Annotated in this window: 7 protein-coding genes; 3 read left to right on the top strand and 4 right to left on the bottom strand. The window is 32.3% G+C overall.

The window, feature by feature from the left end; translation table 11 throughout:
* Positions 1–2269: 2269 nt before the first annotated feature.
* From RDX53_RS10685 to RDX53_RS10675, 3 genes are all read left to right on the top strand, one after another.
* Entirely contained in the window at positions 2270–2770 is a 501-nt protein-coding gene (locus tag RDX53_RS10685) for an NAD(P)H-dependent oxidoreductase subunit E (RefSeq protein ID WP_195930883.1), read from the top strand.
* A gap of 13 nt (positions 2771–2783) precedes the next feature.
* A complete protein-coding gene (locus RDX53_RS10680; protein WP_307994121.1) occupies positions 2784–4670 on the top strand; it encodes an NADH-quinone oxidoreductase subunit NuoF in 1887 nt (628 codons plus the stop codon).
* Between the two features lie 61 nt (positions 4671–4731).
* Entirely contained in the window at positions 4732–6534 is a 1803-nt protein-coding gene (locus RDX53_RS10675) for an NADH-dependent [FeFe] hydrogenase, group A6 (RefSeq protein WP_195930885.1), read from the top strand.
* Between the two features lie 218 nt (positions 6535–6752).
* On the opposite strand, the gene hprK is transcribed toward RDX53_RS10675, so the two are convergent.
* From hprK to uvrB, 4 genes are all read right to left on the bottom strand, one after another.
* Positions 6753–7679 carry an HPr(Ser) kinase/phosphatase gene (gene hprK, locus RDX53_RS10670; protein ID WP_195930886.1) on the bottom strand — a complete coding sequence of 309 codons (927 nt, stop codon included), beginning with the start codon at positions 7677–7679 and terminating at the stop codon, positions 6753–6755.
* A gap of 2 nt (positions 7680–7681) precedes the next feature.
* A complete protein-coding gene (gene uvrC / locus RDX53_RS10665) occupies positions 7682–9496 on the bottom strand; it encodes an excinuclease ABC subunit UvrC (protein WP_295573569.1) in 1815 nt (604 codons plus the stop codon).
* A 226-nt stretch (positions 9497–9722) separates the two neighbouring features.
* Positions 9723–12548 (bottom strand): excinuclease ABC subunit UvrA, encoded by a 2826-nt coding sequence (gene uvrA / locus RDX53_RS10660; protein ID WP_195930888.1) that lies wholly within the window; start codon positions 12546–12548, stop codon positions 9723–9725.
* 116 nt (positions 12549–12664) lie between these two features.
* On the bottom strand, positions 12665–14629 hold the full coding sequence (uvrB, locus tag RDX53_RS10655) for an excinuclease ABC subunit UvrB (RefSeq protein ID WP_195930889.1): 1965 nt from the start codon (positions 14627–14629) through the stop codon (positions 12665–12667).
* Positions 14630–15000 lie beyond the last annotated feature (371 nt).

Below are 15000 nucleotides of genomic sequence, written 5' to 3'. Positions count from 1 at the left end.
GGCTCCACTCCTGGTGGTGCCCTTCCGTCAATTCCTTTAAGTTTCAGCCTTGCGACCATACTCCCCCCAGAACCCAAAGACTTTGATTTCTCGTAAGGTGCCGAGTGGGTCATTAAAAAAACACCACCCGATCCCTAGTCGGCATAGTTTATGGTTAAGACTACGACGGTATCTGATCATCTTCGATCCCCTAACTTTCGTTCTTGATTAATGAAAACGTCCTTGGCAAATGCTTTCGCAGTAGTTAGTCTTCAATAAATCCAAGAATTTCACCTCTGACAATTGAATACTGATGCCCCCGACCGTCCCTATTAATCATTACGATGGTCCTAGAAACCAACAAAATAGAACCAAACGTCCTATTCTATTATTCCATGCTAATATATTCGAGCAATACGCCTGCTTTGAACACTCTAATTTTTTCAAAGTAAAAGTCCTGGTTCGCCAAGAGCCACAAGGACTCAAGGTTAGCCAGAAGGAAAGGCCCCGTTGGAAATCCAGTACACGAAAAAATCGGACCGGCCAACCGGGCCCAAAGTTCAACTACGAGCTTTTTAACTGCAACAACTTTAATATACGCTATTGGAGCTGGAATTACCGCGGCTGCTGGCACCAGACTTGCCCTCCAATTGTTCCTCGTTAAGGTATTTACATTGTACTCATTCCAATTACAAGACCCGAATGGGCCCTGTATCGTTATTTATTGTCACTACCTCCCTGAATTAGGATTGGGTAATTTGCGCGCCTGCTGCCTTCCTTGGATGTGGTAGCCGTTTCTCAGGCTCCCTCTCCGGAATCGAACCCTTATTCCCCGTTACCCGTTGAAACCATGGTAGGCCACTATCCTACCATCGAAAGTTGATAGGGCAGAAATTTGAATGAACCATCGCCAGCACAAGGCCATGCGATTCGAAAAGTTATTATGAATCATCAAAGAGTCCGAAGACATTGATTTTTTATCTAATAAATACATCTCTTCCAAAGGGTCGAGATTTTAAGCATGTATTAGCTCTAGAATTACCACAGTTATACCATGTAGTAAAGGAACTATCAAATAAACGATAACTGATTTAATGAGCCATTCGCAGTTTCACTGTATAAATTGCTTATACTTAGACATGCATGGCTTAATCTTTGAGACAAGCATATGACTACTGGCAGGATCAACCAGATAACTATCTTAAAAGAAGAAGCAACAAGCAGTAAAAAAGAAAGAAACCGAAATCTCTTTTTTTTTTCCCACCCATTCCCTCTTGCTAGAAGATACTTATTGAGTTTGGAAACAGCTGAAATTCCAGAAAAATTGCTTTTTCAGGTCTCTCTGCTGCCGGAAATGCTCTCTGTTCAAAAAGCTTTTACACTCTTGACCAGCGCACTCCGTCACCATACCATAGCACTCTTTGAGTTTCCTCTAATCAGGTTCCACCAAACAGATACCCCGGTGTTTCACGGAATGGTACGTTTGATATCGCTGATTTGAGAGGAGGTTACACTTGAAGAATCACAGTCTTGCGACCGGCTATTCAACAAGGCATTCCCCCAAGTTTGAATTCTTTGAAATAGATTGCTATTAGCTAGTAATCCACCAAATCCTTCGCTGCTCACCAATGGAATCGCAAGATGCCCACGATGAGACTGTTCAGGTTAAACGCAAAAGAAACACACTCTGGGAATTTCTTCCCAAATTGTATCTCTCAATACGCATCAACCCATGTCAATTAAACACGCTGTATAGAGACTAGGCAGATCTGACGATCACCTAGCGACTCTCTCCACCGTTTGACGAGGCCATTTACAAAAACATAACGAACGACAAGCCTACTCGAATTCGTTTCCAAACTCTTTTCGAACTTGTCTTCAACTGCTTTCGCATGAAGTACCTCCCAACTACTTTTCCTCACACTTGTACTCCATGACTAAACCCCCCCTCCCATTACAAACTAAAATCTTACTTTTATTTTCTTTTCAGAAAATTTTGTATATTATATTCTGATATAAATTCATTAATTGATCGGATTGTTTTATAAAACTATTTTTTGATTTTATATTTTTTAAATACATAATGAAGTTATTACTATCACCATTATATAAATTTTATAAGTATAATTTCTATTAATGTATTTTGCACTCTATATAAAAATAAATAGTGCTACTTTTTAAGAAAATCTGCCTTATTTAAGTCTAAGGTTTCTTAATAAGATTTTCTTTTTTTATCGTTAGTTAATTATTCTAATTTAAGAAGTAACTTAAAACGAAAAGGGGGATTTGTATGTGCGATTTTGTTTCACAAAACCAAAAATTATTTGATGAATTAGATAACCTTATTGATTCATTAGAAGTAGCGGATGAAAGTGCTTTAATATTTGTACTTAAAGAAGCTCAAGGAATCTTCGGTTATCTACCAAAAGAAGTTCAACTTCATATAGCTGATAAGTTAGGCGTTGCTCCTTCTAAAGTATATGGTGTTGTAAGTTTCTATTCTTACTTCTCTACTAATCCAATCGGAGAATACAAAATTAGTGTCTGTCTTGGTACAGTTTGCTTCGTTAAAGGCTCAGACAAGGTAATGGCTGAATTCGAAAAACAATTAGGAATCAAAGCTGGAGAAACAACAGAGGACCTTAAATTTACACTTGAAGGTTTAAGATGTGTTGGTGCTTGCGGACTAGCTCCTGTTGTAGTTGTAAATGGAAAAGTTTATGGTCAATCAACTCCAGATGATGTTTCCAAAATATTAGACAACTATAGAAATTTAGAATTAAGCTGTTAGGGGGTAAATATTGATGAAAAAATTAAATTCAATATCTGAGTTAAAAGCTGCTGTTAAAGAATTCAAACCTGTTCTTGATTTAAGAGAAAATCATACAGATGCTATACCTGATAAAAGAGATATCTTAGTCTGTGGAGGTACTGGATGTACATCTTCAGACAGTTTACAAATAATCGAAAATTTAAAAGAAGAAATTGAAAAAGCTGGTTTATCAGACCATGCTATGGTTCATTTAACAGGATGCTTTGGATTCTGTGCTATGGGACCAATCGTTAAGGTTTATCCTGATAACGTATTCTACGTTCATGTTAAACCAGAAGATGCTAATGAAATAGTTCAAAGTCATATCGCCAATAACCAAGTTGTAGAAAGATTATTATTCGAAGAACCTGCTCTAAATCACCAAAAAGTTCAAAAACATGAAGATATGGCATTCTATAAAAAACAATTACGTATTGCCTTAAGAAACTGTGGTCATATAAATCCAGAAGATATAACTGAATATATCGCAAATGATGGATACTTAGCTCTTGCTAAATGTCTAGAAGAAATGACTCCACAAGAAGTTATCGAAGAAATGAAAAAATCTGGCTTAAGAGGTCGTGGTGGTGCTGGTTTCCCAACAGGTGTTAAATGGGAATCTGCTTCTAAAAACCCTGCTGTAAACGGTAAAAAATTCATTGTATGTAATGCTGATGAAGGTGACCCAGGTGCATTCATGGATAGATCACTTCTAGAAGGTGACCCAAATAGTGTTCTTGAAGCTATGGCAATAGCTGGTTATGCTGTTGGTGCTTCTCAAGGATATATCTACATAAGAGCTGAATACCCTCTTGCAATAGATAGATTAAAAATAGCTATAGCACAAGCTGAAGAAGCTGGTGTTTTAGGTGACAATATATTAGGAACTGGATTTAACTTCAAAATAGAATTAAAATATGGTGCTGGTGCATTCGTTTGTGGTGAAGGTACTGCATTAATTAACTCTATCGAAGGTAAACGTGGCGAACCAAGAATGAAGACTTTCTCTTCTTCTAAACATGGTTTATGGCAAGCTCCTACTTCAGTTAATAACGTTGAAACATTTGGTAATGTTCCAGCTATAATCAATAATGGTGCTGATTGGTTTGCTTCTTATGGTACTGAAGATTCTAAAGGTACTAAAGTTTTCGCCCTAGGTGGAAAAGTAAACAATGTAGGACTTGTTGAAGTACCTATGGGAACAACTTTAAGAGAAATAGTTTATGAAATAGGCGGAGGTATACCTAACGGAAAAGAATTCAAAGCTGTTCAAACTGGTGGTCCATCTGGTGGATGTATATCATCTAGAGACTTAGATACTCCAATAGATTTTAAATCTTTAGCATCTATAGGCTCTATGATGGGTTCTGGTGGTATGCTTGTTCTTGATGAAACTGACTGTATGGTTGATATCTCTAAATTCTTCCTTGAATTCACAGTTGATGAATCTTGTGGTAAATGTACTCCATGTCGTATAGGTAATAAGAGATTACTTGAAATGTTAACTAAGATATGTGATGGTAAAGGTACAGAAGAAGACTTAGTTGATTTAAAAGATTTAGCTTTAACTATAAAGAATACTTCTTTATGTGGTCTTGGTAAATGTGCCCCTAACCCTGTTCTTAGTACATTAGATTGCTTCTATGATGAATATTTAGCTCATGTCAAAGACAAAAAATGTCCTGCTGCTAAATGTCAATCTATGTTAAATTACTTCATCAATGATAATTGTATCGGTTGTGGATTATGTAAGAAAAACTGTCCTGCTGATGCTATCACTGGTGAAAAGAAAGAAAAACATGTTATCGATACAACTAAGTGCTTAAAATGTGGTGCTTGTATGGAAAAATGTAAGAAACATGCAATCGAAAAAAGATAGTACATTTATAATCAATTGTTAGACAATAATTTTTTAATTATTATTGAGGAGGGATTTACTAATGAGTTTAGTTAATTTAACTATAAATGGCAAAGCTGTTGCCGTACCATCTGGTACTAAAATACTTGAAGCTGCAAAGCAAGTAGGTATTAAAATACCTAGCTTATGCCAAATGAAAATAGATGAAATAGGTTTTACTAATGAATGTGCATCTTGCCGTGTATGTATGGTAAGTGCAGGAAGAAAACTAGTACCTGCTTGTGGTACTATGGTTAAAGAAGGAATGGTAGTTAACACTAACACTCCTGAAGCTTTAAAATATAGAAAAAATGTTGTTGAATTATTATTATCAGACCATCCACAAGATTGTTATACTTGTGCTAAAAGTGGTCAATGTGAATTACAAAATTTAGCTTCTGATATGGGTATAAGAAATATAAGATTTAAAGGTGAACAATCAACTTCACCTATAGATACTTCTTCTTATTCTATAGTAAAAGATAATGACAAATGTATATTATGTAGAAGATGTGAAACTATGTGTACAGAAGTTCAAACTGTTGGTGTTCTTTCTGGTGTAAATCGTGGTTTCAATACTGTAGTTGGTACTTTCTTCAATACTGACATGATGAATACAGAATGTACTTTCTGTGGACAATGTGTTAGTGTATGTCCAACTGGTGCTTTAATGGAAAAAGATAATACTAAAGAAGCTTGGGATGCATTAGCTCAAAAAGAAAAACCAGTTATGGTTCAAATTGCTCCAGCTGTTAGGGTTGGTATAAGTGAAGAATTTGGATTTGAACCTGGAGCTATATCTACTGGTAAAGTTGTTGCAGCTTTAAAAGCATTAGGATTTGATTATGTATTCGATACTAACTTTGCTGCTGACTTAACTATAATGGAAGAAGCTAATGAGTTTGTACAAAGATTAACTAAAGGTGGAGATTTACCAATAATGACTTCATGTTGTCCAGCTTGGGTTAACTTCTGTGAAACTCAATACCCAGATTTATTAAAATACTTATCAACTTGTAGATCACCACAAAGTATGTTCTCTCCAGTAGCTAGATATTATTTCGCTGACAAAATATTAGGTAAAAAACCTGATGAAGTTATAGTAATGTCTATAATGCCTTGTATAGCTAAAAAATATGAAGTTGCTAGAGAAGAATTAGGTAAAGATGGTATAATCGATACTGATTTATCATTAACAGTAAGAGAACTTGCAAGAATGATAAGAGAAGCTGGTATAGATTTAGCAACTATAGAAGATGCTGAATTTGATAGTCCTTTAGGATATTCAACTGGTGCTGCTGATATATTCGGTGTTACTGGTGGTGTTCTTGAAGCTGCTTTAAGAACTGCTTACACTGATGTAACTAAAGTTGAATTACCTGATGATGCTATAGAATTTAAATCTGTAAGAGGATTTGAAGGAATCAAAGAAGCAACAGTTAACGTTGGTGGAACTGACGTAAATGTAGTTGCAGCTTCATCTCTAGGATGCGCTAGAAAATTAATGGATGAATTAAGAGCTGATATAGCTGCTGGTAGAGCTCCTAAATACCACATCATAGAAATCATGGCTTGTCCTGGTGGATGTGTTGCCGGTGGAGGTCAACCATTCCATGGTGGAGATTACGAAAAAGTTAAAGCAAGAGGTGCTGGATTATATGCAATCGATGCTAATAAGCCTAAACGTAAATCTCATCAAAACCAAGATATTAAAAAATTATATGCTGAGTTCTTGGGAGAAAGAGGCGGACACAACGCTCATACTTATCTACATACGCATTATTTTGATAGAAGTAATCCATATGCAAAAGAAGATCCAAAAGAAGCTGCCTTAACTACTGAATAAATTAGTTAATAATAGCCTTAAAAGCCTATAATATATAGATTAGATTGGCCTGTCGTGTTTTTACTCGACAGGTCTTTCTTTTTTTTCATAAATATTTTATATACTTAATTTACTATAATTAGATTTACTATTATGAGCATAAATTTTTTAAATAAAATAGCCTTTCACATTATTTAATCAAAACATGCAAAAGGCTATTTTATTTATTTTATACTATTTTATTTTTGTATTGTTTGAGATAATTTCTTAGTAAATTCTATAGCTGCATCATATCCCATTATTTTTTGTCTATAGTTCATAGCTGCAACTTCTACTATCATAGCTGTATTTCTACCTGGTTTTACTGGAACAACTAATTTTTCTACTTCTTTTCCTAATATTGTTTCATATTCTTTATCAAGACCTAGTCTATCATAGTATTTTTCTTGGTCCCAACTTTCCAGTTCAAGAATTAAACTTATTTCTTTCATGTTTTTTATTGCACCAACGCCATATAAACTTCTTACATCGATTATTCCTATACCTCTTATCTCCATGTAATGTCTTAGTAATTCTGGCGCTTGTCCAATCAATCTATCATCATCTAATTTTATTATTTCTACTGCATCATCTGCAACTAATCTATGTCCTTTTTGTATAAGCTCAAGAGCAGTTTCAGACTTACCTATACTACTCTCTCCTTTTATAAGAACACCTATCCCATATACGTCTACAAGTACTCCATGTATTGTTATATGTGGTGCTAATCTATTATCAAGATAGTTAGATATTTTGTTTATAAATCTAGTAGTATTTCTTTCACTACTTATTAGTACACGTTCGTGTCTTTTGGCAGCTTCTAATATATCTTCATCAATTTCCAATCCTCTTGTAACGATTAATGCAGGTATATCATAAGAGAATAATTTATCTAGTATTTCTCTTCTCTTTTCTTTATCGATATTTTTAAAATAAGTATATTCCCCTTTACCTATTATCTGTATTCTATCAAATGCAAAATATTCAAAGTATCCTGCTAGTGCTAATCCTGTTCTATTTACATCTTGTGATTGAACGAAGAATTCTTTACCTTCTGGTCTATAAACAACATTTAGTTCTAAGTCCCTAACAAGATCTGATATTGCTATTTTGTCTTTTGATTCCATTCTTATTCCTCCGATTTAAAATAATTATAAATATTTTCTGCTGCTGTTTTATTTATACTCTCAACTTCTAATAATTCCTCAAATGTAGCAGCCTTTATACTATCAATACTTTTAAAATGGCTTAAAAGATTTTTCTTTCTTGTCTCCCCTATACCAGGTATATCATCTAGTACGGATTTTGTAAGTGATTTCTTTCTCAAACTTCTATGATAAGTTATAGCATAGTTATGAACTTCTTCTTGTATGCTAGCAACAAATCTGTATAAGTTTGTTGTTTTATCTAATACAATTTCTTGTGATTTATTTACTAATCCTTTTGTTCTATGTTTGTCATCTTTAAACATACCCCACAGAGGAATTTGTATATTATTTTCGTCTAGTACGTTTTGTACAGCGCTTACTTGACCTTTTCCTCCGTCTAGTAAAATTAAATTTGGTAAATTTCCATGTTTTATTCTTCTGCTTAAAATTTCTGCCATTGAGCCATAATCATCTGGACCTACTATGGTCTTTATTTTAAATCTTCTATATTCTTTTCTATCTTTTTTACCATTTGTAAAAACAACCATAGTACCAATTGAATCTACACCTTGAATATTAGATATATCGTATGCTTCAATTCTTTCTGGAACTGTTTCAAGGTTAAGTAACTCTGTTAATTGAGTTAGTGCACCAATACTTTTTTCATATTTTTGTTTATTTAAATGAGAAAATTTATTTAAATATTCCATAGCATTTTTTCTGACCATCATAGCCAATGCTTTCTTCTCACCTTTTTGAGGTAATGTAATACTTACTTTGTTTCCTTTTTTCTCACTTAACCACTGTTCTAATATCTCTCTATCTTCTATATCTTCATCTATAATTATTTCTTTTGGTATATACTCCTGTTCCATATAGAATTGTTTTACAAATGAGCCAAGCACAGAATTAGATTTACTTCCTTCTACACCTTCTAATATAAAGTGTTCTCTTCCTATTATTTTTCCATTTCTCATAAAGAATACTTGAACACATGCTTCTTCTTCTGTTCTTGCTAAAGCAATTACATCTTGATTTGCATCCATACTTGATGAATCTATTTTTTGTTTTTCTTTTATCTCTTCCAAATTCTTTATTTTATCTCTATAAGTGGCTGCCTCTTCAAAGTTAAAATTCATTGCACACTCATTCATTTTTTCTTTTAAGAGATTTATTAAAGTTTCTTCTTTTCCTGATAAAAATAATAATATTTCATCAATCATCTTGTTATATTCTTTTTGAGATACATGTCCTGTACAAGGTCCTATACATTTTTTAATATGATAATTCAAACATGGCCTTGCATTATTTTTAATAGCTTTTGGTATATCTATATTGCAATTTCTAATTGGATATATATTATGAATTATCTCTAGGGTATCGTTTACCGCACCCACATTTGTATATGGTCCAAAATATTTTGCATTATCTTTTAGTACTCTTCTAACCTTCATTACTCTTGGATAATCTTCATTAACAGTGACTTTTATATATGGATATGTTTTGTCATCTCTAAGCAAAACATTATATTTTGGTCTGTACTGTTTAATTAAGTTACATTCAAGTATTAACGCCTCTAACTCAGAATCAGTAATTATATACTCAAATGATGCAATATTTTCTACCATAGATCTCACTTTTGATGAGTGATTTTTAGATGATTGAAAATATTGTCTAACTCTATTCTTCAAAGAAATAGCTTTCCCGACATAAATTATTTTGTCGTTCTTGTTTTTCATTAAATAAACGCCAGGTTCGTCTGGTAGTAATTTTAATTGTTCTTGAATATCAAACATTAAAAATCTCCTTTTTCCTCATAAACTTCTATTATTCTTTATTTTTTGTCTTTAATTACATATTAATTCCTATATAATCTTTTATTTTCTGACATTTATAATTTTTTAATGTATAAGAGCATTATAAATCATATTAATTTATAATGCTCTTATTTACTATTAAATCATACCATATTTTTTTGATGTTTTTCTATCATATTACAAAATTATTTATATTAATACATATTTATTCAAAGTATTTTTTTAAAAATTGTCCCGTATATGATTTTTCTACTTTTGATACTTCTTTTGGAGTTCCTGTTGCAACTATAGTTCCCCCATTATCTCCACCTTCTGGTCCTAAATCAATTATATAATCACAACACTTAATTACATCTAAGTTATGCTCTATTACTACTATAGAGTTACCTGTATCAGCTAATCTTTGTAGAACATCTATTAATTTGTCTACATCAGCCATATGTAACCCTGTTGTCGGTTCGTCTAAAATATATAATGTTTTACCAGTAGGTCTTTTGCTTAATTCAGTTGCTAATTTAATTCTTTGTGCTTCACCACCTGATAATTGAGTAGATGGTTGACCTAATTTTATATATGAAAGACCTACATCCATTAATGTCTCTAATTTTCTTTTTATTGTAGGTATATTTTCAAAGAATTCTAGTGCCTCTTCAACATTCATATCTAATACATCAGCAATCGTCTTATCTTTATATTTAACTTGTAGAGTCTCTCTATTATATCTTTCACCCTTACATACTTCACAAGGAACATATACGTCTGGTAGGAAGTGCATTTCTATTTTTATTATTCCATCACCTTTACATGCCTCACATCTTCCACCTTTTACATTAAAACTAAATCTTCCTTTTTTATATCCTCTTGCTTTAGCTTCGTTTGTCATTGCGAATAAATCTCTTATGTGGTCAAATATTCCTGTATAAGTTGCAGGATTTGACCTAGGAGTTCTTCCTATTGGACTTTGGTCAATATTTATTATCTTATCTATATTTTCTATACCTTTTATTTCTTTATGTTTTCCTGGTTTCATTCTAGATCTGTTTACTTTGTTGGCAACACTTTTATATAGTATTTCATTTATAAGTGTACTTTTTCCTGAGCCTGAAACACCAGTTATACATACAAATTTACCTAATGGTATTTTTACATTTAGGTTTTTAAGGTTATTTTCACTTGCTTTTATTATTTCTATAAACTCTCCGTTTCCTTCTCTAACTGTTTCCGGTACATCTATAGTTCTCATTCCACTTAAGTACATACCTGTTATAGAATTCGGGTTATTTATAATTTCATCAAATGTACCTTGAGCAACTATCTCACCACCATGAACTCCTGCCCCAGGCCCTATATCTACTATATAGTCCGCAGCTCTCATAGTATCCTCGTCGTGCTCAACAACAATCAACGTATTTCCTATTCTAGTTAAGTTCTGAAGTGAGGCTATTAATTTATCATTGTCTCTTTGATGAAGACCTATACTAGGTTCGTCTAATACATAAAGAACACCTACTAAAGCAGAACCTATTTGTGTTGCAAGTCTTATACGTTGTGCTTCACCACCTGATAGTGTTCCCGCCTTTCTAGATAGATTTAAATATTCTAAACCTACATTGATTAAGAATGATGCCCTCTCGTGTATTTCTTTTAATATTTCCTGAGCAATAAATTGATTCTTTTCACTTAATTTTAAACTATCTATAAAATCTATTAATTCATTTATTGAAAGCTCTGTTACTTCAATTATATTTTTTTCTCCTACTTTAACTGATAGGACTTCCTTTTTTAGTCTATTACCTTTACATTTTGGACAAGGAGTCTCTGCCATAAATTCATCAATTTTATCCTTAGCATATTCAGAAGAAGTTTCATTATATCTTCGCTCTAAGTTTACTAAAACACCTTCAAAAGGAGCTTTATAGTGTTTTCTTCCTCCAAATTTAGAATCAAATTCAAATTCTACAATTGTGTTGTCTCTTCCGTAAAGTAACTCTTGTACAAAATCATCTGGTAATTCTTTAAATGGTGTATCTAAAGATACTCCATATATATCAGCTAAACTTCTTACCATTTTGCTATAGTAAGTATCATTACTCTTACTTACAGAACCCCATGCTGCTATTGCGCCTTGGTTTATCGATAAATCTTTATTTGGTACAACTAAATCCTCATCAACGTTTCTACGTTCACCTAAACCATTACATTCATCACAAGCACCAAATGGAGCATTAAATGAGAACATTCTTGGAGATAATTCTTCAATTCCAACTCCATGGTCAGGACATGCGAATTTAGTTGAATACAGTATTTCTTCTCCATCTATAATTTGTGCAATAACTAATCCATCTGATAATTTTATTGCTGTTTCGATTGAGTCAGAAAGTCTTCCTTCAATTCCTGGTTTTACAACTATTCTATCTACAACTACTTCTATATTGTGTTTTTTATTTTTACTTAGTTCAATCTCATCTGTAACTTCGTAATTTTCTCCATTTACTCTAACTCTTACAAATCCTTCTTTTTTTAGTCCTTCTAGTGTCTTTTTATGCGTTCCTTTTTGACCCCTAACGATAGGAGACAGTATTTGTAATTTTGTTCTTTCTGGAAATTCTAATATTTTATCCACGATTTCTTGTACTGTCATCTGGCTTATTTTATTTCCACATACAGGACAATGTACATCTCCAACTCTAGCAAATAAAAGTCTTAGGTAATCATATATTTCTGTAACTGTACCTACTGTTGATCTAGGGTTTCTTGATGTTGTCTTTTGGTCTATCGAAATTGCTGGTGAAAGACCTTCTATGTACTCTACATTTGGTTTTTCCATTTGCCCTAAAAATTGTCTAGCATATGATGAAAGACTTTCTACATATCGTCTTTGTCCTTCTGCATAAATTGTATCAAACGCTAATGATGATTTTCCTGAGCCAGATAATCCTGTAAATACAACAAATTTATTTCTAGGGATTACTAAATTCACATCTTTTAAATTGTTTTCTTTAGCACCTCTTATTATTATTTTATCTTCCATTCTATGTTCCTTTCTTTTTATTTTGAATCTATCTCTTATAATTCTTTCTAATATAAAAATTTCTAATCGATTATTTGTAAAAATATGTTTTGTATTAGTAATCTTATTTATATTTTTTATACTTTTTGCTCTAATTCTTTTATTTTATCTCTTAACTGAGCCGCTCTTTCAAATTGTAAATTAGTTGCTGCTTCCATCATTTCAGCTTGTAATTTATCTATATTAGCCTTAATTTCTTCTTTATTATCAGTTTCACTTATTCCGTAAATTTCTTCTTCCTCAGCTAATTTAAGAGTTTCTATGCTGTCTCTGATGTCTTTTTTAATTGTTTTAGGAATTATACCGTGTTCTTTATTATATTGTGACTGTATTTCTCTTCTTCTAGCTGTCTCTTCAATTGTAGCTGCCATTGAACGAGTAATCTTGTCTGCGTACATAATAACTCTACCTTCTGCATTTCTGGCAGCACGTCCAACTGTTTGTATTAACGATGTTTCTGAACGTAAGAAACCTTCTTTATCTGCATCTAAAATAGCTATTAATGATACTTCTGGTATATCTAATCCCTCTCTAAGTAAGTTTATACCTACTAATACATCAAACTTACCTAATCTTAAATCTCTTATTATTTCCGTTCTTTCTAAAGTAACGATATCTGAATGTAGGTATTTTACCTTAATTCCAATTTCTTCAAGATAATTTGTTAAATCCTCACTCATTTTTTTAGTTAAGGTAGTGATTAATACTCTCTCTCCATTTTCTATAACCTTGTTTATTTCTCCAACTAAATCGTCTATTTGATTTTCAATCGGTCTTACTTCTATAATTGGGTCAAGTAATCCTGTAGGTCTTATTATTTGTTGTGCAACTGTAGTTGAATGTTCAATTTCATAAGGACCTGGTGTCGCTGAAACAAATAATACTTGGTTTATATTTTCTTCAAACTCTTCAAAGTTTAAAGGTCTATTGTCGTATGCAGAAGGAAGTCTAAATCCATTGTCTATTAATGATTTTTTTCTAGAATGGTCTCCTGCATACATACCTCTAACTTGTGGTAGCGTAACGTGTGATTCATCTATTATCAACAAGAAATCATCTGGAAAGAAGTTCATAAGTGTATATGGCTTTTCTCCTGCTTTTCTGCCTGTAATATGTCTTGAATAGTTTTCTATACCTTGGCAGAATCCTATTTCTTTAAGCATTTCTATATCATATTTTGTTCTTTGTTCTATCCTTTGTGCTTCAAGCAACTGGTCATTATCTTTAAATTCTTGAACAACATCTGATAATTCTTTTTCTATTGCTTTTACTGCCTCTTCAATTCTTTCTGGAGTAGTAACGTAATGTGATGCTGGGAATATAGCAGTGTATTTTCTTGTTCCTACGATTTTTCCAGTAACATAATCAATTTCTGTTATTCTATCTATTTCATCGCCGAAGAATTCTACTCTAATAGCTCTTTCATCATTACTTACAGGGAAAATCTCGACAACATCTCCCCTTACTCTAAATGTTCCTCTTACAAAATTTATATCGTTTCTTTCGTATTGTATATCTATTAATTTTTTAATTATTTCATCTCTTTCAACTTCCATACCTACCCTTAGAGATAACATCAAATCTTTATAATCCTTTGGATCCCCTATACCATATATGCATGATACAGAAGATACGATTATAGTGTCTTTTCTCTCTAAAATTGATGCTGTAGCAGAGTGGCGCAATTTGTCTATTTCATCATTTATGCTAGCATCTTTTTCTATGTATGTATCGCTGTGGGCAACGTATGCCTCTGGTTGATAATAATCATAATAACTTACAAAATACTCAACTGCATTATCAGGGAAGAATTCTTTAAATTCACTATAAAGCTGTGCAGCCAATGTTTTATTGTGTGCTAATATAAGAGTAGGCTTTTTAACCTCTTGTATTATATTTGCCATTGTAAATGTCTTACCTGAACCTGTAACCCCTAATAAAGTCGAAAATTTTTCATCATGATTTATGGCATTTACTATTTCTCTAATAGCCTCAGGTTGGTCACCTGTAGGTTTAAAGTCAGATTTTATTTTAAAATCCATAATATCACCTAACCTTTCCCGAACATTAGTTCTATTTCCATTATACCATAATATATATTAGTATATCCGTACTTTTGAATATTAACTAAAAATATTTTACCCATAATTATATTCTTTAAATACATATGGAGTAAATTTTCTATATAACTATCTATAAATCTATATTAGCTATCTATAAATATGTAATAATTTATAAATATCTAATCTAATAAAAATTTAAATTTCTATTTTTTATTATACAAAAAAATCCACCTAAATTTTTAACTATGTAAAAACTTAGGTGGATTTAATGTTGTTATGTTTACTTTTTAAAATTAAAAAGATTACGTGGCTACGTCTTACTCTCCCAGGCGGTTGCCCACCAAGTACCA

This window comes from uncultured Intestinibacter sp. (genome assembly GCF_902468165.1).
Taxonomy (GTDB): Bacteria; Bacillota; Clostridia; order Peptostreptococcales; family Peptostreptococcaceae; genus Intestinibacter.
The sequence above is the reverse complement of the archived record's forward strand: the minus strand, read 5'-3'. Positions and strand labels throughout refer to the sequence as shown.